At 36.4% G+C, this 23,689-nt stretch carries 21 protein-coding genes and 1 tRNA gene; 12 read left to right on the top strand and 10 right to left on the bottom strand.

The window, feature by feature from the left end; all coding sequences use genetic code 11:
• Positions 1-139 precede the first annotated feature (139 nt).
• The 5 genes from tssA to tssE all read left to right on the top strand — a co-directional run bounded on the left by tssA (position 140) and on the right by tssE (position 5,528).
• On the top strand, positions 140-1,750 hold the full coding sequence (gene tssA, locus FcAc13_RS09320; protein ID WP_187755944.1) for a type VI secretion system protein TssA: 1,611 nt from the start codon (positions 140-142) through the stop codon (positions 1,748-1,750).
• A gap of 69 nt (positions 1,751-1,819) precedes the next feature.
• Positions 1,820-3,583 carry a type VI secretion system baseplate subunit TssF gene (tssF, locus tag FcAc13_RS09315; RefSeq protein WP_187755943.1) on the top strand — a complete coding sequence of 588 codons (1,764 nt, stop codon included), beginning with the start codon at positions 1,820-1,822 and terminating at the stop codon, positions 3,581-3,583.
• On the top strand, positions 3,547-4,566 hold the full coding sequence (tssG, locus tag FcAc13_RS09310; RefSeq protein WP_187755942.1) for a type VI secretion system baseplate subunit TssG: 1,020 nt from the start codon (positions 3,547-3,549) through the stop codon (positions 4,564-4,566). The genes tssF and tssG overlap by 37 nt, the downstream gene beginning before the upstream one ends.
• A 19-nt stretch (positions 4,567-4,585) precedes the next feature.
• Positions 4,586-5,101 (top strand): type VI secretion system lipoprotein TssJ, encoded by a 516-nt coding sequence (tssJ, locus tag FcAc13_RS09305; RefSeq protein WP_187755941.1) that lies wholly within the window; start codon positions 4,586-4,588, stop codon positions 5,099-5,101.
• 1 nt (position 5,102) lies between these two features.
• Positions 5,103-5,528 carry a type VI secretion system baseplate subunit TssE gene (gene tssE, locus FcAc13_RS09300; protein ID WP_187755940.1) on the top strand — a complete coding sequence of 142 codons (426 nt, stop codon included), beginning with the start codon at positions 5,103-5,105 and terminating at the stop codon, positions 5,526-5,528.
• 132 nt (positions 5,529-5,660) lie between these two features.
• Here tssE and FcAc13_RS09295 read toward each other — a convergent pair whose 3' ends face one another.
• On the bottom strand, positions 5,661-6,200 hold the full coding sequence (locus tag FcAc13_RS09295) for a hypothetical protein (RefSeq protein ID WP_187755939.1): 540 nt from the start codon (positions 6,198-6,200) through the stop codon (positions 5,661-5,663).
• A 129-nt stretch (positions 6,201-6,329) separates the two neighbouring features.
• Here FcAc13_RS09295 and ffh point away from each other — a divergent pair, with 129 nt between their 5' ends.
• A complete protein-coding gene (gene ffh / locus FcAc13_RS09290; RefSeq protein WP_187755938.1) occupies positions 6,330-7,712 on the top strand; it encodes a signal recognition particle protein in 1,383 nt (460 codons plus the stop codon).
• Positions 7,713-7,817: 105 nt separating this feature from the next.
• On the opposite strand, the gene FcAc13_RS09285 is transcribed toward ffh, so the two are convergent.
• Positions 7,818-8,564, bottom strand: a complete 747-nt coding sequence (locus FcAc13_RS09285) for a M48 family metallopeptidase (RefSeq protein WP_187755937.1) — start codon at positions 8,562-8,564, stop codon at positions 7,818-7,820.
• A 334-nt stretch (positions 8,565-8,898) separates the two neighbouring features.
• Between FcAc13_RS09285 and queA the strand changes: the two genes are divergently transcribed.
• The gene (gene queA, locus FcAc13_RS09280) at positions 8,899-9,927 is read left to right on the top strand and encodes a tRNA preQ1(34) S-adenosylmethionine ribosyltransferase-isomerase QueA (RefSeq protein WP_187755936.1); all 1,029 of its coding nucleotides are present in this window, start codon (positions 8,899-8,901) and stop codon (positions 9,925-9,927) included.
• Positions 9,928-9,978: 51 nt separating this feature from the next.
• Here queA and FcAc13_RS09275 read toward each other — a convergent pair whose 3' ends face one another.
• Positions 9,979-10,659: a M48 family metalloprotease gene (locus tag FcAc13_RS09275; protein ID WP_187755935.1), complete on the bottom strand. Its 681-nt coding sequence runs from the start codon at positions 10,657-10,659 to the stop codon at positions 9,979-9,981.
• Between the two features lie 159 nt (positions 10,660-10,818).
• Between FcAc13_RS09275 and tgt the strand changes: the two genes are divergently transcribed.
• The 3 genes from tgt to FcAc13_RS09260 all read left to right on the top strand — a co-directional run bounded on the left by tgt (position 10,819) and on the right by FcAc13_RS09260 (position 14,366).
• Complete coding sequence (gene tgt / locus FcAc13_RS09270; RefSeq protein WP_187755934.1) at positions 10,819-11,961, top strand: tRNA guanosine(34) transglycosylase Tgt; 1,143 nt, start codon at positions 10,819-10,821, stop codon at positions 11,959-11,961.
• A gap of 612 nt (positions 11,962-12,573) precedes the next feature.
• Positions 12,574-12,650: transfer RNA gene (locus FcAc13_RS09265), tRNA-Pro, on the top strand.
• Between the two features lie 552 nt (positions 12,651-13,202).
• On the top strand, positions 13,203-14,366 hold the full coding sequence (locus FcAc13_RS09260; RefSeq protein WP_187755933.1) for a M20 aminoacylase family protein: 1,164 nt from the start codon (positions 13,203-13,205) through the stop codon (positions 14,364-14,366).
• Positions 14,367-14,425: 59 nt separating this feature from the next.
• Here the strand turns inward: FcAc13_RS09260 and FcAc13_RS09255 are convergent, their stop codons facing one another.
• The 4 genes from FcAc13_RS09255 to FcAc13_RS09240 are packed head-to-tail and all read right to left on the bottom strand — an operon-like array spanning position 14,426 to position 17,066.
• Positions 14,426-15,250, bottom strand: coding sequence for a PTS system mannose/fructose/sorbose family transporter subunit IID (locus FcAc13_RS09255; protein ID WP_187755932.1), 825 nt, complete (start codon positions 15,248-15,250; stop codon positions 14,426-14,428).
• A gap of 14 nt (positions 15,251-15,264) precedes the next feature.
• The gene (locus tag FcAc13_RS09250) at positions 15,265-16,107 is read right to left on the bottom strand and encodes a PTS mannose/fructose/sorbose/N-acetylgalactosamine transporter subunit IIC (RefSeq protein WP_187755931.1); all 843 of its coding nucleotides are present in this window, start codon (positions 16,105-16,107) and stop codon (positions 15,265-15,267) included.
• A gap of 23 nt (positions 16,108-16,130) precedes the next feature.
• The gene (locus tag FcAc13_RS09245; RefSeq protein ID WP_187755930.1) at positions 16,131-16,622 is read right to left on the bottom strand and encodes a PTS sugar transporter subunit IIB; all 492 of its coding nucleotides are present in this window, start codon (positions 16,620-16,622) and stop codon (positions 16,131-16,133) included.
• A gap of 24 nt (positions 16,623-16,646) precedes the next feature.
• A complete protein-coding gene (locus FcAc13_RS09240) occupies positions 16,647-17,066 on the bottom strand; it encodes a PTS sugar transporter subunit IIA (RefSeq protein WP_187755929.1) in 420 nt (139 codons plus the stop codon).
• Between the two features lie 190 nt (positions 17,067-17,256).
• Here FcAc13_RS09240 and deoC point away from each other — a divergent pair, with 190 nt between their 5' ends.
• Positions 17,257-17,970, top strand: a complete 714-nt coding sequence (gene deoC, locus FcAc13_RS09235; RefSeq protein ID WP_187755928.1) for a deoxyribose-phosphate aldolase — start codon at positions 17,257-17,259, stop codon at positions 17,968-17,970.
• Between the two features lie 111 nt (positions 17,971-18,081).
• On the opposite strand, the gene FcAc13_RS09230 is transcribed toward deoC, so the two are convergent.
• Positions 18,082-18,813, bottom strand: a complete 732-nt coding sequence (locus tag FcAc13_RS09230) for a GntR family transcriptional regulator (protein WP_187755927.1) — start codon at positions 18,811-18,813, stop codon at positions 18,082-18,084.
• A gap of 266 nt (positions 18,814-19,079) precedes the next feature.
• On the opposite strand from FcAc13_RS09230, the gene FcAc13_RS09225 reads away from it, so the two are divergent.
• On the top strand, positions 19,080-21,203 hold the full coding sequence (locus tag FcAc13_RS09225) for a TonB-dependent receptor (RefSeq protein ID WP_187755926.1): 2,124 nt from the start codon (positions 19,080-19,082) through the stop codon (positions 21,201-21,203).
• A 245-nt stretch (positions 21,204-21,448) separates the two neighbouring features.
• Here the strand turns inward: FcAc13_RS09225 and hemH are convergent, their stop codons facing one another.
• Together hemH and waaA are read right to left on the bottom strand one after the other, a co-directional pair.
• Complete coding sequence (gene hemH, locus FcAc13_RS09220) at positions 21,449-22,402, bottom strand: ferrochelatase (protein ID WP_187755925.1); 954 nt, start codon at positions 22,400-22,402, stop codon at positions 21,449-21,451.
• Between the two features lie 7 nt (positions 22,403-22,409).
• Complete coding sequence (gene waaA / locus FcAc13_RS09215; protein WP_187755924.1) at positions 22,410-23,687, bottom strand: lipid IV(A) 3-deoxy-D-manno-octulosonic acid transferase; 1,278 nt, start codon at positions 23,685-23,687, stop codon at positions 22,410-22,412.
• Positions 23,688-23,689: the final 2 nt, after the last annotated feature.

The raw sequence follows: 23,689 nt of genomic DNA, 5'->3' as shown, positions 1-23,689 counted from the left end.
TTTTTTCAAACTTATCAGAAGTCGGAAAGCGTTATCATTAAGATTAGAAAAAAATTGCTCAATCAAGTGAAATTATTAGGCTAATAGCATATTGCCAGTATAACACGATAAATAATAATAAAAGATGTAAGGAATCGTTATGCTAAATCAATTAATTAGTCGCTTCTTTAGTAAACAAGATGCGCAGCAATCGATAGAATCACGGCTCAGTGAGCAATGGGCGGATTGGTTATTACCGATTAGTCCAGAAAAACCTGCTGGCGAAGATTTAACTTATCATGATAATTTTCAAGAAATTAAAGAAGAAGTTGCGAAATTGTCAGGTGTGGATTATCCATTAATTGTCCGTATCAGTGAAGATATCTTAAAACAAAATAGTAAAGATATTCGTGTAGCGACGTATTATTGTTTAGCGCGCTTACAAGTTGATGGAGCATCTGGTTTTGCCGATGGTTTAGAACTCTTAGCGGGGTTATTACAAAAATTTGGTTTAACGCTTTATCCATCACGAAGCAATATTCGAAAAAATGCTATTGAGTGGTTAGCCAGCGCCAAATTTACTGACATTTTAAATAAGTTACAACCCATTGCGGAAGTAAATTTAACGCGGATTGTAGCTGCACTCAATCTAATTAATGATTGTAATCAAGCATTATTCCATAATGATAATGCAACAGAATCATCAATACCTAATTTAGATGCATTAATTCAATTTTTTGCTAATAGTATCAAACAACCTGTGAAAATCGAATCGTCCCGAGCTATTCAGCCGGATGCTCAACAGCAAGAAACACCTTTGCCAACAAGCCAAAATAAGAGTGATTTTACGATAAGTTCGCAGCGAGATTTGCTTGAACAAGCCAGACGAATGGCGGCTTATTTGCGTGAGAAACCGAGTGGTTATTTAGCTGCTGGTCGAATGTTACGTGCGCTGCGTTGGGATATCATTGATCAATTACCGCCAATGGATCATCGTGGTAAAACTCGGTTACCCGCGCCACGGACTGAGCTCAGACAAAATATCAATCGTTTAATCATTTCGCAACAATGGGATGAGTTATTCGAACGCGTTGAAGCTGCGTTTATGGAAGGCGCAAATCATTTTTGGTTAGATCTACAGCGCGCAGCGGTATTGGCATTACATAAAAAAGGAGGAGATTTTCAGCGTTGGGCAGAAATCTTTTTAACAGATGTTGGTCTATTTTTAGAACGTCTACCTGGCATTGAACAATTAACCTTTGATAATGGCGTACCATTTGCTGATGCTGACACGTTACAGTGGATTGAAACACAAGCTAAAATTCATCATTTAGATGAAGATACCAGTCTAGTACCCATTATTGTTTCTGGCGATAACGACTGGAATGAAATTGAAAAACAAGCGTTAGAATTAGCAGAAAGTGGCGGATTAGAGAAGGCATTTGTGTGGTTACAAAATTTACCAACGATACGTTTACCTAAACAAATCTTCTTATTGCAATATACCCAAGCGCGTATTGCTGAACAAGCTGATAAAGTTGAAATTGCCTATAAGTTATTAGTTGGTTTAGACAACAAACAGCACGACATCCATTTGAGTGAATGGGAACCAACATTAATTTTTGATATTAAACAACAGCTAATTCGCTTAATTAAACAGAAAATGCAACATAAAGATAGCGATAGAACACAATTGATGAATGAAATAGAACGATTACAGCAGGAACTTGTCTATTTAGATCCGGCACGCGCTATTACGGTGATCGGTTAACAACTTGGTAATAATTTGCTATCACGTAATAGCAATCAATACTACTAAATAAGATAATAGAGAACAACAATGAACGATTTAATCCAGCGTTATTATGAATCTGAAATGCGTTATTTGCGTGAAGCCGGTAAAGAATTTGCGAAAATTCATCCTGATAGAGCCGCGCAATTAAATTTAGATAAAGTAGGGGATCGCGATCCATATGTGGAACGTTTATTTGAAGGATTCGCCTTTTTAATGGGGCGTTTACGGCAAAAAGTGGATGATGATTTACCTGAACTAACCGAAAGTTTAGTTAGTTTACTCTGGCCACACTATTTGCGGTTAATACCATCATTATCGATTGTTCAGTTACAACCTGATTGTGCCACTTTATCACGTCTGGAAAAAATAGATGCGGGGTTAATGGTACAAACCGAAGCTGTAGGGCCAGCGAGTACACGTTGTAAATATCGTACTACTCAAGCCGTCAATTTACAGCCATTGGAAATAACCCAGGCCAAACGCTCGTTCGGTTCTGACGGGCGAAGTATTATATCCTTACGTTTGAGCTTTGGGGAGTTAGCTGATTTTGAACAGTTAGACTTGTCGTGTTTGCGATTGTATTTTAATGCCGATGCGCCGATTGCCAGCCATTTACATTATATGTTTATCCATCAAGTTAGTTCAATGCATTTACGTTATTCTGACAAACCAGAAAGCCGAATAGCGTTTAATGGTCATATTACTCCCGTTGGTTTTGCTGAAGATGAACGTTTATGGTTAAAACCGGATAACGCATTTGCAGGCTATCAACTGTTATTAGAGTATTTTTCCTTCCGTGAAAAATTCATGTTTGTTGATCTACATGGTTTAGAAGTACAGCAACTTTCAGAGTATTGTCGTTATATTGATATTGAGTTAGTGTTAAACGAAACATGGCCGTCAGATATGCCTTTTGATCACCATAATATCTGTTTACATTGCGTACCCGTGATCAACTTGTTTGCGCTTGAAGCCGATCCAATTATTGTTAATCAATTAGAAAGTGAATATTTGCTTCGTCCGTTGTTGCGTCAAGATGGTCATGTTGAAATTTATTCTATTGAACATGTTGAAGCAATTACGCGTAATGGGCGTTATGATTATGTGCCTTTTACCAGTTTTAAACATCGTGGCGGTATGTTACGGCATGATGCACCAGAACGTTATTATCATACTCACGTTCGCAAAGGTGCATCAGGTTTACATGATACTTGGCTGATTTTAGGTGGCAAAATTTGGGATAAAAAGGAAACGTTAGAAACTGAAACGTTATCGCTACGCGTTACTGGGACCAATGGTATGCTACCGCGTAAAGCATTGCGCAATGCCAGTATTAACCACTTAGCAAGTGCGCAAGCTTACATCAAAAATGTGAAGAATCTGTCGGCCTTGACATTACCTTGTTATCCACCAACCGAAGATCGCTTTCATTGGCGTATATTGTCACATTTGGCGCCGAATTACTTATCATTGATGAATGCTGAGGTATTGCGCGGTACACTCGCACTGTATGATTGGACCGATAACGAGCTTAATCGCCGTCGCCTCGAAGGTATTGTGGAAGTTAATCATCGTGAAATTAAACGTATCGAAAAGGGTCTATTGCAACGTGGTGTTGAGATTGAAGTAACCCTAAATACTTATCAATTTACCGGGGAAGGCGACGTTAGATTATTTGGCGAATTACTTAATCAATTTTTTGCACTTTATGCGGATATGAATTTATTTACTAAACTTGTTTTGATTTTATTACCCACTGGAGAAAAGGTGACATGGAACAGCAGCAAGACATCACGACCAGCCCTTTGATGCAGCAACTTGAAGCTAAGTTAGCTAAAGTCAATTTTTACCGGTTTTGTCAATTATTAGAACAAATGACTGATTATGAACTTAAAATGGGTACCAGTGAATCGCCGGCAGATGATCCGTTACGTTTTGCTCCGTCTGCTGAAATGAGTTTTCCTGCCGCTGAGTTATTGTGTATTGAACGGGAACCATATTTAAATCGTCCAGTAACGGTGAGAACACGTTTTCTTGGTTTATATGGGGTGGATTCGGTATTACCGCCGATTTTATTGGATGATATTGTGTGTAAAGTTGATGGTTATCAAACTGTTATTGATTTTCTGGATATTTTTAATCACCGAATTTTGACACAGTTTTATCGAATTTGGTTGAAATACCATTACCCAGCAAGCTATTTAAGTGGTGGTAAAGATCCTATTTCTCGTTGTTTGCTCGGGTTAACTGGATTAGGTATTAAAGGTACACATGAACAAATTGGCACGCCGATTTCAAGATTTTTAGCTCTGTTAGGTCTGGTGACACAGCGCACCCGTACCGCAGGCGGAATTATTGGTGTGATTAAGGTGTTGGTGGCGGATTGTGATGTCGAAGTTGAGGAATTCAATACCGTTTGGGTCAATACGCCAGACTTAGCTAAATTAGGCGATGGTAATACGGCTTTAAACGGCAATATGGTATTAGGACGTCGTTTCAGAGAGTGTAACCAAAGTGTTAAGGTCATTATTAAACCACGTAAGGCATCAATTGTTGAATCGTTACTGCCTGCAGGACAATTACACCAAGATATTATGACCTTATTGCGACTGTATTTAGGATATCAGATTGATGCTTATTTGATTTTATCTATTTCTAGCATTTTTTTACCCCGAACCCGATTAGTTCATGCAGGGGCGAGATTAGGGCAAACAGCATCTTTAATTCAATTAAATACTAAACCAAAAGAGATTAGAGTTAATATCGGGCGTTACCGTGGGTTGGCGGCATAATATTTTAATAAGGAATAACATGAAAGCGTTTAATAATATCATTTATTTAGCACTATGCATTGTGTTAACAGGCTGTGGGTTGGCTCAATCGGTGTCGGAAGGAACGGCAAACGTTGCGAAAGCAATTTTCATTTGGGACGTTAGAACCGTTCATTTGGATTTTACTGCACGCGCAGAACTTAATATCGATGATAATCATCAATCATCACCAGTGATGATTCGCATTTATCAATTAAAAGAACCCAAGAGCTTTGAATCTGCAACATACTCTTCGTTAGTTCAAAATGATCAAGAAACGTTAGCTGCATCATTATTGGCTACAAAAGAGATTGTACTTAAGCCAAAGACATCTATTTCGATCGATATGCCTTTTGATAAAGAGGCCGATTATGTTGGTATCATTGCGCTTTTCAAAGATCCGGATATTAAAGCTAATAATTGGCGGATTTTACTAAAACGTGGTGATCTTAATATCAATAGTCCACGGTCGATAATTGCCAATAAATTTTCTATTACGCTAGTTGCAGAGGAATAAAATGGGCGCGTCAATCTATGATACATTATTTGGTTTTTTTCAATCAGGCACATCGGTTAATGATACTGATGAAAAAATGCAGACGATTATCAGTGTGATGGATAATATTGGTCGTATTTTAAATAGCCGAGCGGGAGCTGTTAAGCATTTACCTGACTATGGTTTGCCGGATATGTCGATGATCTACCAAGCTTTACCGACATCGGCCTATGGGTTAATGCGAGCCATGCAGGTAACCTTGTTAAAGTATGAACCTCGTTTATCAGCAGTTGAGATTGAGCTACTAGATGACGATGACAAAATGGTATTAAGCTATGAGCTAACCTGTCATTTTAAAGAAGGTGGTCTGGTAAAATATGGCACCTATTTTACGCCGGATGGCAAAGCGCAAATGGAGTACACCCATCGAAAACGCCGGCAGTCATAAGTATGAATTTCAAACCATATTATTTAAAGTTTAGACTAATGGGTAGTAGCCAAATAGGGTTAATACAGGGGCGGTTGCAAAAAATCAGTGCAGTGATTTTTTGCAATATTCAATTAGTGAGTAAAGTTTAAATTATAGAATCACACTAGTACCATCAAGCTCCTTTTTGATTTGTTCAGTACTTTTTTCCAAAGCGGGAATTAATTGCTGTTCAATAATATCAATTTGCGCTTGAAATTGTTTAATGCCACTAGGGATGGAAATATCGCCTTTGGCAATTTTTTGTTGGGTTGTGGCAATGTTACGGTAAAATTGTTGAGCAAGACGTAAAAATTCTGGCGGTGTACCTAATGTTGTTTTAGAATACTTCATGTTTTCCCAAACTAATGAGTAGAAATTAGGTGATTCATTGCGAGCACCAAAGTAATTTGGGTCTTGTAAGCGAATCATTAACTCTTTAAGAATAGCAATATTATCTTGTAGTTCGTATTGAAGCGATTTTTGTAAATAATAATTTTCTTTGTAGCTGGTCATATTTTCAAATTGCACCGCTTGTTGATAACCTTGATTTGCGGCTAAAAAAACACCGACTACGGTTGACACTAAGATAAACAGCTGGCTAACCCAAAAGCTTGTTTTTTTTATTTCATTAAAATTTTCTACAGACATCATGGTTTTCCTTGCAAGTTTTTTTTATTAAAATTAAGCAAAATATGTGATCAGATAACACAATCACATCACCCAATATTATAATTTTCTGTTATTATTGTACAAAAATTTTTTAGTGTGATTGAGAACATTATGTTTGAGAATTTAACCGACAGATTATCACAAACGTTACGTAATATTAGCGGTCGAGGTCGTTTGACTGAAGACAATATTAAAGATGCACTCCGTGATGTGCGTATGGCATTATTAGAGGCCGATGTAGCGTTACCGGTGGTACGTGAATTTATTAAACAAGTTAAAGAAAAAGCACTTGGTTTAGATGTCAATAAGAGCCTGACACCGGGGCAAGAGTTTATTAAAATTGTTCAGCACGAATTAACGGTAGCGATGGGGGAAGTTAATAGTACCTTAAATCTTGCAACTCAACCGCCTGCAGTTATTTTGATGGCCGGTTTGCAAGGTGCCGGTAAAACGACCAGTGTGGCAAAATTAGCTAAATTTTTAAAAGAAAAACAGAAGAAGAAAGTATTAGTGGTATCCGCTGACGTGTATCGTCCAGCAGCGATTAAACAGCTTGAAACACTGGCTAATGCGATTCAAGTGGAAGTTTTCCCTTCAGAAATCAATCAAAAACCACTTGATATTGTTAACCGCGCCATTGCACACGCCAAATTACAATTTTTTGATGTTCTGATCGTCGATACAGCAGGGCGTCTGCATGTTGATGGCGAAATGATGGCTGAAATTCAAGCATTACATCAGGCGGTTCAGCCGATCGAGACATTATTTGTTGTTGATGCGATGACCGGGCAAGATGCTGCCAATACCGCTAAAGCATTTAATGATGCCTTACCATTAACGGGTGTGATTTTAACGAAAGTCGATGGTGATGCGCGCGGTGGGGCAGCATTATCAATTAGACAAATTACCGGTAAACCGATCAAATTTTTAGGGATGGGGGAAAAAACCGACGCCTTGGAGCCATTCTATCCCGATCGTATTGCGTCTCGCATCTTAGGAATGGGGGATGTGATCTCTTTAATTGAAGAGTTAGAAAGTAAAGTTGATCGTGAAAAAGCCGAGCGAATGGCAAAAAAATTCAAAAAAGGTGATAAGTTCGACTTTAATGATTTTTTAGACCAACTCAAACAGATGCGAAATATGGGGGGAATGAGTGCGATGCTGGCTAAATTGCCAGGAGCCGGCCAATTGCCTGAACATATTAAAGCGCAAATGGATGATAAAATTACTGTTAAAATGGAAGCAATCATCAATTCCATGACATTCAAAGAACGCTTAAATCCAGAATTAATTAAAGGTTCGCGTAAACGTCGTATCGCACAAGGTTCAGGGACCCAAGTGCAAGATGTAAATAAGTTGCTCAAGCAGTTTGACGATATGCAGCGCATGATGAAAAAAATGAAGGGTGGTGGCATGATGAAAATGATGCGCAATATGAAAAGTATGATGGGCGGAGGTATGGGCGGTTTTGGTGGTGGCTTACCACGTCGTTAATATATAAACATCGTTACTATATAAGAGATAAATATTGCAACCAAACTATTTATCTCTTTATTGGGAGCAAAAAAATCTTGGTAAATTAAACATCATCAAGTGAAGTTATTGCGTTTTTTTCATCTGGGCAATTTTTTGCCGAATATTGTCTGCCCGTTGTTTGGACGACGGATGTGAGCTTAAAATCGAAGCATCGCCACCACCTAGTTTATCAAATGCATTAGCTATGCCTATTGGATTGATCCCTTTTTTGACCAGGAAATTAAAAGAGTAATTATCGGCTTGTGTTTCTTGCTTTTGTGAAAACTGGGAATTAATCAGCTGCTCAGCCAGATCACCGATTTGTGATTCGGTTAAAGTTGCCAAGGTTGAATTGGTGGATGTTGCGATGAGCCCGCGTGTTATCTGTGTTGCATAGGCTACTTGCATAGCTTTTTTACTATGACCCAGCGCAACATGACCGAGTTCATGACCCAATACACCTTGAATTTCGTTATCAGTCATTTTATCCATTAATCCACTGTAAACACGTACGCAACCATTTGCCATTGCCCATGCATTGACATCTTGGGTTAAATAAACTTTATAATTAATTTTTGTACCATTAATCGTATAGCCTAAAGTTTTAGCAATTTGATTCAAACGCTGAGTATAAGGGCTATTTTCGGGAGCGATGTGAGATTTTTCATCCATTTGTTTGCAGGAATCATCGCTTAATTGTTTAATATCTTGATTAGATAATGTGGCTGTTTCATACGCTTCTGCCCCTACTGTTACTAATTTTTCAGGGGTGATTTGGCATGCGGTGGTCGATAATCCTAACATCAATAAAACCATTAATTTTACTTTCATCTTATCATTCCTATCAGTCAAAGTTAAATGAACATACTTTTAGTATGTAATTAATTTATATATATTTTAACATAATACTCTGTGTGTTTTGGAATCAATTTTTTAACAAAAAATAAACTTTCATCAATATAATAAATAGGTTAAGGGTGTTTTGAATGAAAAAATAATTACGGCGATTTTTTGCTAACGTTATATATAAGGTATAAAATTGCTTGGGTTAAATATCATTATACCTCTGCGCACGATTGCTTTATCAATTGTCAAAATTTTATTCTTGCATCATGAAAAATAGCCAATTAGACTAGTGAGCTATTTTTGATATGTGGTTTATGTTATGCAGCTTTCAGATTTTCATTTTGATTTACCTAATGAGCTTATCGCTCGATATCCAACCGAAAAACGGAGTGAATGCCGTTTACTTAGTTTAGATGGAGCAACGGGGCATCTGGATAACGGTGTTTTTACCGATATTGTTAATAAATTACAAAAAGGTGATTTATTAGTCTTTAACAATACACGCGTTATTCCCGCTCGTTTATATGGGCGAAAAGCTTCAGGCGGTAAGATTGAGATTTTAGTCGAAAGATTATTGGATAATAATCGTGTATTAGCGCATATTAAAGCATCTAAATCACCTAAAGTCGGCGCCGAACTGTTTCTAGGTGAAAATGAGCAATTTAAAGCGATCATGATAGCCAGACAGGATACGTTATTTGAATTGCAATTCCCTGATGATGTGTTAACTATTTTAAATCAAATTGGTCATATTCCGTTGCCCCCTTATATCGACCGACCGGATAACGAACACGATCGCGAGGTTTATCAAACGATTTATAATAAAGTACCCGGCGCCGTTGCTGCACCAACGGCCGGTCTGCATTTTGATGAATCTTTGTTGGCGCAATTACAACAGAAAGGGATTGAAATGGCATTTGTTACATTGCATGTTGGTGCCGGAACATTTCAACCGGTTAGAGTTGAAAATATAAAAAATCATGTTATGCATGCCGAGTATGCTGAAGTATCGCAAGAGGTTGTTGATGCTGTCAAAGCTTGTCATGAGCGAGGTAATCGGGTTATTGCGGTGGGTACAACGTCAGTGCGTGCGTTAGAAAGTGCGGCGCAAAAAACGGGACACATTGCGCCATTTTTTGCCGATACCCGAATTTTTATTTATCCAGGTTACCAATTTAAAGTTGTTGATATATTAATTACCAATTTTCATTTACCTGAATCAACATTAATTATGTTAGTTTCGGCTTTTGCCGGTTATGAAAATACCATGTGCGCTTATCAAGAAGCCGTGAAACAGCGATATCGCTTTTTTAGTTACGGTGATGCAATGTTTATCACCAAAAAGTAATTCAATATTAACCTTAGGCATTTTTTTGCATAAGGTTAATGGCGTAATGTATCAATCAGTTGATGGTGAATGGATTTTCTCAATGAGGATATTCTTTCTAGCGATAGCATCGGGATGTGAATAGCTGGTTTGTTTTTGATGATGATTGAGTTTATCCATCATGGTGATTAATCCATTTGGGTCAATATGGGATTGCTTTAATAAACGAATCGCAAATTCATCCGCTTCTAACTCTTGTCGTTGTGATAGTGATTGTGGGGTAAGCAGGATAATTTCGCCATTACTCATAATTTCGGCTGATTTAGCCGCGTGGAATGCATTGATTGAGTGGTTTAAGGCAATATGTCCAATTTCATGAGCGATAACTGCCTGAACTTCATTGTTATTTAATGTTTTTAATAATCCACTGGTAACCCTGATACAACCATTTAATGATGCCCAGGCCGCAGGTTGTGTATTTAAATAAACTCGATAATTTAACACTTTTCCATTTATCGATTTGGGTAATAATTGGGTAATTTGATTCAACTGTAATTGTAATGCATGTGATGGGCTGGTTAAAACTTCATAACGATCTTGTCTGGCACAGCTTTGTTGATTGAATTGAATAATTTGTTGTTCCGTTAATTGCGCGAGTTGTTGTTGATTCATAATGACTTTTTTATCAGCCTGACATGATGCGAGTATCATCGTACAGCAAGCTAACACAACTGAAAAACTCAAACCTTTCATTTTTTTCCATTTGTACCTTATCGTTAAATGATGGTGAATATGGTATCATAATCTGCTTAATTGAGGGGATTTTATGTTATAAAAGGCGTTTTTATAATATAAGTTCATGAGTAATAGTAATAGCGCGCCAAACTGTATATTTGGTTGCAAGAGGTTGATATGAAGTTTGAATTAGATAATACCGATGGACTCGCTCGTCGTGGAAGAATGAAATTTGATCGCCGAGGGGTGGAATATACAGTCGAAACACCTGCTTTTATGCCAGTAGGGACTTACGGCACGGTAAAAGGGATGACCCCAGAAGAAGTTGCAGCAACGGGGGCACAAATTTTATTAGGTAACACTTTCCATTTGTGGTTAAGACCAGGTCAAGCGGTTATGCGTAAACATGGTGATTTGCATGATTTTATGCAATGGCAAGGTCCTATTCTCACCGATTCTGGTGGTTTTCAGGTATTTAGCTTGGGTGATCTACGTAAAATCAAAGAAGAAGGCGTCTATTTTCGTAATCCTATCAATGGTGATGCAATTTTCTTATCACCTGAAATTTCAATGGAAATTCAATACGATCTGGGTTCTGATATCGTGATGATTTTTGACGAATGTGCGCCATTCCCAGCTGATTGGGATTATGTGAAACGTTCGATGGAAATGTCATTACGTTGGGCTAAACGCAGCCGTCGACGATTTGATGAATTAGGTAACCAAAATGCACTATTTGGTATTGTGCAAGGAGGGATTCATCAAGAATTGCGTGATATTTCAATTAAAGGTTTAACCGAAATTGGTTTTGATGGTTATGCTGTTGGTGGGCTTGCTGTTGGTGAACCGAAGGCAGATATGCATCGTATTTTAGAGGGTACTTGCCCACAGTTACCGGCCGATAAACCACGTTATTTAATGGGGGTTGGTAAACCGGAAGATTTGGTGGAAGGTGTGCGGCGGGGAATTGATATGTTTGATTGCGTCATGCCAACCCGTAATGCCCGTAATGGTCACTTATTTGTTACTAATGGGGTGATTAAAATTCGCAATGCGAAATATCGCGATGATACCACACCACTCGATCCAGAATGTGATTGTTATACTTGTAAAAATTATACTAAATCTTACCTGCATCATTTAGATAAATGTGGCGAGATTTTAGGGGCTAGATTAAATACTATTCATAACTTACGTTATTATCAACGTCTGATGGCTGAAATTAGACAGGCAGTGGCAGATAAACGTTATGAAGAATTTGTCAGTGATTTTTATCAACGGATTGGTAAAACACCAGCACCTTTAAATCATCAGGAATAATGGCGAATTAATTATTATTTAATATCATATTGGTTTAAGTACATAGAACGGTAATTACACCGTTTTATGTCGTTCTTTTATGATATCATGCACACGATGATTTACCTTAAATTTGTTGTTTAATAATGTTTCAATTTTAGTCGATATATAATCAATATCATTCCACAATTATAATGATGTTTGATTATCACTGTATATATAGATAGAAATAAGAATAAATACCAGATAAACCAGAGTTCTACATTCAGCATAATTTGTTACCTTATAACAATCCCGCCATCGAAGCTCAATTTTCAGTCATGATAAAAGTTGTATCCAACACAATGTTGATGATTTTTGTTTTTACAGGAATAAGGACCACAAATTATTGGCGTAAGTATTACAGCATGTTGTTAATGGTTAAATCATATATAGCGAAATAGGCACCGATATATTAATGAGTTGGTGGTAATAAGTTCATTTTAAGCGCCGTGCATTTTATTTATTCCTTCAAGCCGGTGGTAAGTTTTCTGATACTTATCAATTAATTGCTATCTTTTACGCTAATTTAATGTAAAATGAATCAATAACTATTGACAGTTTTAAATAAGCAAGATATCATGCGCATCCTAACGGCGAGTAGCGCAGCTTGGTAGCGCAACTGGTTTGGGACCAGTGGGTCGGAGGTTCGAATCCTCTCTCGCCGACCAATTTCAAATAAAAGAGCCTACTTAATGAGTGGGCTTTTTTATTGCCTATAGTTTGATAGGTTGAAACCGCTAGGAAGTTCATGCCAATCGCCGCAAGATAAAATGGTTTTGGCAATGCTCCACCGTACTAGCATAAAATATTAGTAATCCGCTCTTGCCAACCAATCCTAAGTTTTTCATATTCTCTGATTCTCGCTCATAAGTCATTTTTACATTACAAATTGATGTAAACTATTTTTGTTGTCGACATGGTTTATCTTGACGCAAATAAATTGTAGGCAATATTTTATCTGGCATTGATGGTTAATTTTATGATGTCTTTTTTGTAATAAGATAAACTATTTAACAATATAACAAATAAACATAAATATATTCAAATTCATCATTTCTGATTTATTCTTGACTGGATTTATAGTGTGTGTATTAAAATTTACTTTGATGATAAGCAATGAGATGATTTTCATTAACCACAACCATTTTGCTTATTCTGATAAAGTGTTTAATTAACCAGCAATTTAATCTATTGAATTTATACTCACAAGGATATTAAATATGACCCAAGATTTGCATCCAGAAATTTTACGTTTAAAGCAAGAGATGATTCAATGGCGTCACCATATTCACAGTTATCCCGAAACGGCGTTTGAAGAACATAACACAACGGCATTTATTATTGAAAAATTACGATCATTTGGTATCGATGAATTGTACACGGAGTTTGCGCCAACGGGTGTTGTAGCTATCATAAAGGGAAATAAAGCCGGTAAATGGATTGGTTTACGAGCAGATATTGATGCATTAGATATTATTGAAGATAATCAAATAGATTATTGCTCAAAGATCAAAGGTAAAATGCATGCTTGTGGTCATGATGGTCATACCGCCATGTTATTAGGTACCGCAAAATATTTGGCCAGCCATCGTGATTTTGCTGGAACAGTGGTGGTTATTTTTCAACCTGCTGAGGAGAATGAAGGTGGTGGTCGCGTTATGGTGGAACGTGGTTTGTTTGATCGCTTCCCAATTGAGGAAATTTATGGTTTGCATAATCAACCGAATATGGCATTTGGTGAATTTTATATCCGTAAAGGACCATTTATGGCAGCTTATGATGTTTTTGACATCAAGATCGTCGGTAAAGGTGCGCATGCTGCCGGACCACATAATGGTTATGATACCATAGTCACAGCAACCCAGGTGGTTAACTCTTTACAAACGATTGTTAGCCGCAATATTAATCCTATTGATTCAATTGTTATTAGTGTAACGCAAATTCATAGTGGTGATACCTGGAATGTTTTACCCCAAGAAGCGGTGATTCGTGGTACAGTTCGTACCTTCAAACCAGCGGTACAAGATTTAGCGGAACAACGTATTAAGGAAATTGCGCAAGGCATTGCAAATACGTTTCACGCTACGGCACAAGTTAATTATCAACGACGTTATCCAACCACTGTAAACCATGAATATGCAACTGATTTAGCGCTTGATGCTGCTATTGCACTTGTTGGTAATGATAAAGTACATTGTGATATTCCACCATCAATGGGGTCGGAAGATTTTGCTTTTATGTTACAAGTTAAGCCAGGTGCCTATATTTGGTTAGGTACCGGTCCTGGCGCGAATTTACATCATCCTCAGTTTAATTTTAATGATGAGATTCTCACGACTGGGGTAGCCTATTTTGTAAAACTGGTGAAAAATCAATTAATTTGATTAGTGAATTGCGAAAGTTTAATAATGCCAACCTTTTAGGTTGGCATATATATTAAAATTTAAAATAGACCAATTACAACACCAACAGAAGTAATGGCGGTTAATATTAAAATTACAGTTGTGGCTGTCATTTGTTTAACCGAAATTAACCACCAGGCTAATAACACCATGCATAGTGGTAAAATTTTCGGAAAAATGCCGTCTAAAACCTCTTGTAATGGTTTAATTGACTCGCCCATTGGGATTTCTAGTTGGCTATTTAAAATAATATTTCCAGCAGCCAAACCACCTACTACCATTATACCCAGAACATTAAAGGCATCAGTGATACGTTTTACATTATCACCAATAATATTATCAATTGCGTTAAGACCGAGTCGATAGCCATTGAAAAAACTCAGATAAGAAATTAAAGGTCCTAAAATACCATAGGCAAGGATATAAAAGATGGGACCGATAGGATTACCATTTGTCGCCATCCCCATAGCAATCGACAGCAACACAGGTACAATAATTCCTTGAATTAATGAATCACCAATCCCAGCTAAGGGACCCATTAATGTTGCTTTGATGTTGATAGGTAATTCTTCGGGGACATCTTTACCTAGAGCGATTTCTTCTTCCATTGAAGCCACAATACCGTTAATAATTTGCCCGGTTTGCGGTTCAGTATTATAAAACATAGAATGACGGACGAGTAATCGCTTTTTGGCATCAGGAGCATTTTTATAATATTTTTCCACAAATGGAAGGTAAGAAAAAGCCCAAGCATGAGCTTGTAATTTTTCATAACTCATTGAAGAAAGATGGGTAAATCCCCAACGATACCAAATCTGACGTAATTCTTTTTTGGTTAGCCTTGGTTTTTCAGTTTGCTTGTCCATTATAGATTCTCCACTCAGAATAGATCTTCATCTTCAAAAACTTCATTGGCGGTATTGCCACTATTGGTATTTGTTGCTGGTACATTTGATGCAGCTACTTTATTGTTGGCAACAAAGTATAGATAAGCGATTAAAGCTGAAATAAATACCAACGCAATCATACTGATTTCAGTAAAGGCCAACAGAACAAAACCAAAGAAAAAGAAAATAAACTGGATCCTTGACTTAATTACAATATTCATCAGCATCGCAATACCAAGTGCAGGTAATACCCCTCCTAATACTGAAATAATGTGGGTAATGACTTGCGGTACGTTTTTTAATAACCAATCAACAAGATTTGCACCATAATATATAGCTAAAAATATCGGTACGGCACGAATAAGGAAGGTGGTAATCTGAGGATAGATAAGATGATTAAGGACAATTCCTCGGCTATTACCATTTTCTGCTGCTTGTTGGGCGCGGTTATTCCAAAATGAATAGAGTGCCATACGAGTATTATAAAAGATTAACCCGAAGGTTTGTCCTAACAGAACAGATAGCGTTACAGCGATAGCGGGATTTTGGGTTGTAGCAAGCGCGAGTCCAATACCACCATATGCGGCATAAGTGATCTCGCTGTTTGTTGCGCCACCAGTGGATAAGTTAGCGATGAATACCGTTTGTACAGCTAATCCACACATAACACCTGCTTGTATATTACCAAATGCTAAGCCGACAAGTAGCCCGGCAACAAGTGGTCTACCAACAATATAGAATCCCCCCGACATTCCAAATAACCAAGGTGATTCTATTGCACCTAAATAACAAAATAGGCCAGTAAATAAAGCTGGAATAAAAAGTGAAACTTCCATAATATTTTCCTTTATGTTATTGGTTAAGCTGCATCATATTTTTTCTTCATGCTATCCCAACTTTTAGCATCATCATCAGGCAAAAGTTGAAATTCAATATTAACGCCTTTGCTTTGAATGTAGTCGAAAGCTTGGTAGTCGTTGTCGTCAATTGCGACTGTTCTACCAATAACTTTTGCCCCAGCACGCGTATTCATGCAGCCAACATTAAGCGTTTTGCCAATGTTGCCACCGGCTGCTAATAATTTGGCAAAAGTTTGTGGTGAATCACTAATTAAAAAAAAGTTTTTTGATGATTCGATACCTTGTTGAATTTTTTCTATACCTTGTTGCACCGTATAAATACCGATTTTAAGGTTCCCTGCTGCGGCTTTAAGGACTCGTTTACGTAATTCATCAGCTGCGATGTTGTCTCCGATCACTAAAATGCCATCAACAGGCCTAACTTTAGACCAGCGAGTGGTAATTTGACCATGGATTACGCGGTCATCTACTCGTGTAAATGTAATTGTCATAATGAATTCTCCTGCTTATAACAGCTAAAAAATCGAATCTTCGGTAAAATTATTCGTTAATGGAGGTGTGGATATTGACGAATGTCCAGTTTCTAATGCGATTTTAACGAGTTTATCGATATCCGTTTCTGTTGCAGAGACGGTACCAACTTCTATTAAGATTGGTAGGTTATAGCCGGTAACAATTCTTATTTTATTTGGGTTGGCTAATGCATAGCGATAGCTTTCATTATAGGGAGTACCACCGATTAAATCACAAAATACTAATACGGGTTCTTTTTGTGTTAAAAGATCTAACATATTAATTAATCGTTGACTAAAATCAGCAATACCATTGTCATCAAGTTTTATAGCTGTAAAAATATCAGGATTTCCGGCAATCATTTGATAGCTTTTTAATATTGCTTCGCATAGTTCACCGTGTGATGTTATAACGATTTTCATGACTTTTCCTTATATAATAAAAGTATTATATGTTTTATATCTTTACATATTAAAAATTTAATAACAAACGATAAAAATTAAATTATTTTATAAATGAGATTGTTATCACATTTTTATACTTTTATTTTATTGACAATAGCATGTAAGTTTATATTATATGTCATTACATATTAGGTAAAAGGAAAGTATTATGGCTCACTATACTTTACAGCAACTCTGTCAATTTATTGATCATACAAATTTAAAACCAGACGCTACACCAAACGCCATAGAAAAGCTCTGTCGGGAGGCGAAAGAATATCAGTTTAAAATGGTGGCGATTAATCAGGTTCAGTCTAAACGGTGTGCTATATATTTAAGTGGCACAGCAGTCGATGTGGGGGCGGCAATTGCTTTTCCCTTAGGTCAAGTTACCCTTGAAGTAAAATGTTTTGAAACATTAAATGCGATAGAAAATGGTGCAACAGAGATTGATTATGTCATTAACATAACAGAATTAAAGGTCGGCAATTTTACTTATATTGAAAACGAGATGCAAAAAATTGTTGCTATCTGCCGACAGCATAATGTGATATCAAAAGTCATATTCGAGAATTGTTATCTCACAGATGATGAAAAAATAGCATTATGTAAAATCGCCAGTAAAGTTAAACCCGATTTTATTAAAACATCCACTGGTTTTGGTGTATCAGGGGCAACACTAGCGGATGTTAAATTGATGAAACAACATGTTGATCCAAGTGTTAAAGTTAAGGCAGCAGGTGGTATTCGTGATGCAAATACTTTCAAACAAATGATCGCCGCTGGCGCACAACGGATTGGGACCAGCGCAGGTATCGAGATTATTGAACAACTTAAACAGGAGTTAATAATAGCAGCGAAAGATACCATTGAAATTGTCTAACAGGGCTAAACCTATTAAGACTATTACATTAATAACCTGTTGCTAAAATCAATGTAACCAAATGGATTTGATTAGCGATTCAATATAAGTGATTGAAAATAAATGGCTATCTCATTCAACTTTGTTATTAAGTTCAAAAACAAAGGAATTAATATCACCGCGATATTTTGATATCGAGTATTCAATTGGTAAACGATTTTTAGTAAAACCTAAGGAATGAAAGTAAAAAATAGGATCATTTTCGTCTATATCTAAAAGATGGGCAGTGGTTTCATCTGCTTTTAATACATCGAGTTTGCGACGTATTTGTAAAATAGGAAATTGCATTTTTTTTAAAACTTCATAAAGTCTTTCTGAAGTAAAATCAATGTTAAGTAAATTAGGTAAATGCGTTAACGGTAGATAGGTTGTTACAAGAACAATCGGTTTATTTCCAGCATAACGCAAACGTACTAATTTATAAATTTCATCGTTTTGAGCAATATTAAGATTGGTAGCAATCTCAGAATTGGCCCTATCAATTTTAAACGTTAACACATGGGTTCTTGGAATTAAACCTTTACGATTCATTTCAGAATCATAACTTTCGATAACATGTGTAAATTCCTGTTTGATTTTCGGTTGGCATACCACGGTGCCACGTTTTTTTCGTCGTTCTAAATAACCTTGATTAACTAAAGATTGTATGGCTTGCCGGATAGTAGGACGACTCACTTGATAAATTTCAGTAAGCTCATTTTCCTTTGGAATTAATTGACCTTCGCTATATTCGCCTGATTGAATTCGGTTAAGTAGATCTTGTTGTATAAATAAGTGTCGGGGAGTTTTATTGCTTTTATACATAAAATAAATCACATATCTTAATTATGTTATAGCATATTAGTTCAAACCGATGATTATGTAAAATTTTTATTCACTGAAGTTTAATTGAATCCCTTTGTTTGAATTTTAGCTTTTGATTTTAATGAAAATTACTACTTGGCTATATTTTTAATAAATATGATTTCTTAACTTTTCCATAAATAAAAATAATTTGCATTTATAAATAATAATCATTACCATTTAGAGTGTTTAAAAATTAATCTAAAACATAAAAAATGGGAATAACAATGCAGCGAAAGTATTTTAATCAATTTGTTATATTGACCTTAAGTAGCACGTTATCAATAGCCGTGAATGCAACCGATAAAAAATTAGCGCAAACCGATATTGAAACAATGCAAGTTACAGCAAATATAAAAGATGATAATGATCAGCGACTAAAAAACTCATCTACCGCGACTAAAATGCCATTTGATGTTAAAGATATTCCTCAAACCATTAATGCGATTAATTTAGAACAACAAAAAGTCTATGGTCAGACTGACTTGGGGGTAATTGTTAATCGGCTTCCTGGGGTAGATACGACTTACGATATGCGTGATGAAGGAATTAAAATTCGTGGTTTTTCAGCAAGTTCCGGTGATATCTACCGTGATGGTGTGCGAGCGAGTGGGCAGGTAAGACAAAGTACAGCTAATATTGAGCGTATAGAAGTGTTAAAAGGGCCAGCATCGGTACTTTATGGTAGAGGTTCCGGTGGTGGAATGATTAATATGATCAGTAAACAGGCCAATTTTGATTCACCCACAACATTAAATTTACGCGGTGGTTCATGGGATAAATACGGTGGTATGGTTGATATTAATCGAATCTTAAATGATAAGTTGGCAATTCGAATGACTGTCGATCACCAATCAGATGGAAGCTTCCGTAAAGGTATCAAACAGCGAGATACCATGGTTTCACCAAGTATTTTTTATGATAACTTAGATGGCGTTAATTGGTTAGTACAATATACCAGTGATCATCTATGGCGTAAACCGGATAGAGCCCCAGCCTACTATACTTTACCGAAAGGTGTTTCCAAAAAGACCGCATATGCGCATCCCGATGACTATGTAAAGGATAAATTTAATTCTTGGCGTTCAGTCTTAGGATTAGAATTCAACCATAATTGGTCAGTGAAATTAACCAATGTATATCGTAAAGCGGATCAAAATTTCGACCATCTATATGCTGGAAATTATTGTGATTTGAATGGTAGATTATCAAATGGCAGAGCTTGTCAGTATCAAGGTAAAATACAATTTCGCCGAGCCTGGCAAGAAACAGCCAATAAAACGTATGGTAATACTTTAGATTTAATAGGAAAATTTGATACAGCTAATATTAATCATGATATGTTGTTAGGGATTGAATATAATATTGAAAAACGTCAACCGCGGTTAGCATTAACTAATATTTATCCTGAGTTGGTTGATCCATTTCATCCACATTGGAATAGTAAAAAACCACATCATAATCAGTTAAGTACTAAAACCGATCATCAGTCCACCTCAAAAGGATTCTATTGGCAGGATTTAATCACCTTTAATCCGCATTGGAAAATTTTAGCTGGCTTACGTTATGATAATTATGATTTTTCTTCAAAGGACCGGCTTAGACATCAAAGCCGTTCTTACGATGGGCATTCGTTAAGTCCTCGCGTAGGCTTAATTTGGCAACCGGTTGAACAACATAGCCTTTACGCCTCTTATAGTAAGAATTTTGCGCCTTATGGTGGTCGAGGAATCATTACCATTTCAACCAATCAACAAACTGTTTTTGATAATAAACCACAGTACTCACGTCAATATGAATTGGGAGTCAAAAGTGATTGGTTAAATGATAAACTTTCTAGTCAAATTGCTGTATATCAGTTGGAACTATATAATGTTCGTTATCAACCTGATGCAGTGAATGATCCTTATAACTGGCAAGTAAAAGGAAGTGATCGCAGCCAAGGTATCGAATTGAGTGTGACTGGGCAGTTAAGTTCTCAATGGTATATTAATAGTGGTATCAGTTATCAACAAGCGAAAGTGCATAAAGATAAAAAGACACCAGCTAATGAAGATAAATATTTACCAAATACGGCAAAACACAGTGGTTATGTTAATTTACGTTATTTACCTTATGAAAATTGGTTTACTGAGCTAGAAGTGAATTATAAAGGTTCAATGTATAATGATGATAAAAACACCTCTAAACGCCCTGGTTATGTGTTATGGAATGCAGCAGTTGGTTATCAATCTCCTTCATTTGATGTCACATTAGCATTAACTAATTTGTTAGCTAAAACGTATTGGCGTTCAAGTAGTATGCCAGGTACTCCCCGTGCTTTTTTAGTCACGGCTAGCTACAAACTGTAATCATAATAATAATTTGTACACTAAAATGTTGCTTACTTATCGATAAGATAAGTAAGTAGCTATAAGATTAGGGGTATTTAGTGTAATAAATTTTAAAAGAGAATATTTACCTTAACTGATGGTGCAGTAGATGTTTTTCTCGAATGGTTGATTAAGACGTTTTTTATTAATTATGTGAATGAGCTATGAATACGCTTCACTTAAAATAGTTTAGCAATGCTGAGTTGTTTTGCTATATATTAATGCTAATCTTGATTAATTAAACTTTTTAAAAGCTCAATCTGTTGATCACTATCGTTTAATGCCAATATATAATTAAATTTTTTTCCGCCATGTGCCATAAATAATTGGCGATTTTCAATATTAATTTCATGTAAAGTTTCTATACAATCAACAGCAAATCCAGGGCAAACTACCGTGACAGATTGACCTTGTTTAGCTAATTCGATCAAGACATCACAAATGTTAGGTTCTGTCCATTTACCGTTACCAAAACGTGATTGATAACAGTGGATAATATTTAGATTGGGATAATATTTAGCCAATCTTGATTTTAGTAATTCGGTAGTGAGTAAACAACGATCAACATAATCATCCCGACGATGAGCAATATAACGCATAGGTATACCATGGTATGACAGTAATAATGTATCGGGTTGATCAATACAAATTTGGTTGTCAATATGATGTACTAATGCGGATATATAACTAGGGTGATCGGCATAATCGCGTATAAAATTTAATGTTGGTGGGGATTGCCAATCTTTTATGATGGATTGGATTTTGTCGCTAACGGCCAGTGTGGTGGTGGTCGAGTATTGTGGAAATAGGCTGATAACATCAATTTGTTCACACTGTTGCATTTGTTTTAAAGTTGATGCTAAATCAGGTTCACCATACGTCATGGCGAGTTTGCAATTTAACATCGGATAAGCTTTACTAAGTTTTTGCAAAATTTGCTGGCTATAAAATAATAATGGTGATTGATGGTTTAACCAGATTGCCTCATAGTATTGCGTAATATATTTGAGTCTTTTGGGAATGACAATGCCATATAGAATGGGTAACCAAATAATTGGATTAACATCAACCACATGACGATCAGTTAAGAATTCTCCGAGATAGCGCTTAATTGCTGATGGCGTCGCTTGGCTCGGTGTGCCTAAGTTGACCAGTAATAAACCCTGTTTCGACGTCATAAAATTGCTATCCTTTTATTGGATTAATCGTACTGTCTATTAAGTCTAATAAACGTTGTAATGCACCTTGATTTTGTTTCAAAACTTGGTAAGCATTATTTCCAATATCTATGCGTAGCTGATTGTCAGTTAATAACGTGCTAATTTTTTCAGCTAAATCTTGTTTGTTTGTTTCTGTTATCCAAAGACCGTTGGCATTAATTAACTGTTCACAAATCACTTTGAAGTTATAAGTGTATTTACCCATGATAATGGGTAAATGATGTAAAGCCGGTTCTAGCGGATTGTGTCCACCGCGATCGACCATACTGCCCCCCACAAAAGCAATATTGGCAAGACCATATAGTAACATTAATTCACCCATGGTATTACCGAGAATAACTTGAGTTTGTGTTGTTGGTATAGCATGCTTACTACGTAATTGATAGGTTAATCCATGATCAACGATCAGATTCTCAACACTGGTAAAACGCTCAGGATGCCGCGGAACAAGAATTAATAATAAATCAGGATAGTGCTTTAATAACATTTTATGCACAATTAAAATAATGTCGTCTTCACCATGATGAGTACTGGCAGCAATCCATATTGGTCTATTGAGTTGCCAAGTTGATTTTAATTGAGCGATAGCTTGCTGTTGCTGTGAATTGAGATGGATATCGAATTTAATGCTGCCAGTAATTGTTAATTGTGATTCAGGTAAACCTAATTGAATAAAACGTTGACCATCAAATTGATTTTGTACCGCAATATGGCTAATTTTTGGTAACAATAGTTGCATCGTTTTCTTAAATTTGGCATACCCGCGTGCTGAACGTGCGGATAATCTGGCATTAGCAATAATTAATGGAATATGGCGTTTATATAATGCTGTGATTAAATTAGGCCATAATTCAGTTTCCATAATAATCACTAATTTTGGTTGTAACGTATTTAAAAAACGGCTAATTGCATCAGGTAGATCGTAAGGTAAATAAACATGACTAACACGGTTACCCCAAGATTTTATCACTTGTTGTGAACCTGTCGGCGTCATAGTGGTGATTGTAATAGGTAAATCTGGATATCGTTGTTGCAATTGTTTAATTAACGGTATTGCGGCAATCGTTTCTCCTACCGAAACACTATGTACCAATATACCATTGGGCTGTATTTTACCTTTACAAAAACCATAACGTTCTAACCATCGTTTACGATAATCGGGAGATTTCAGGCTACGCCACAATAACCTCAACCAAATTAGAGGTTGGATAGCATAAAAAAGGCAAGTATATAAAATCGTCATAT

This window comes from Frischella japonica (assembly GCF_014489845.1).
GTDB lineage: Bacteria > Pseudomonadota > Gammaproteobacteria > Enterobacterales > Orbaceae > Frischella > Frischella japonica.
The sequence above is the reverse complement of the archived record's forward strand: the minus strand, read 5'-3'. Positions and strand labels throughout refer to the sequence as shown.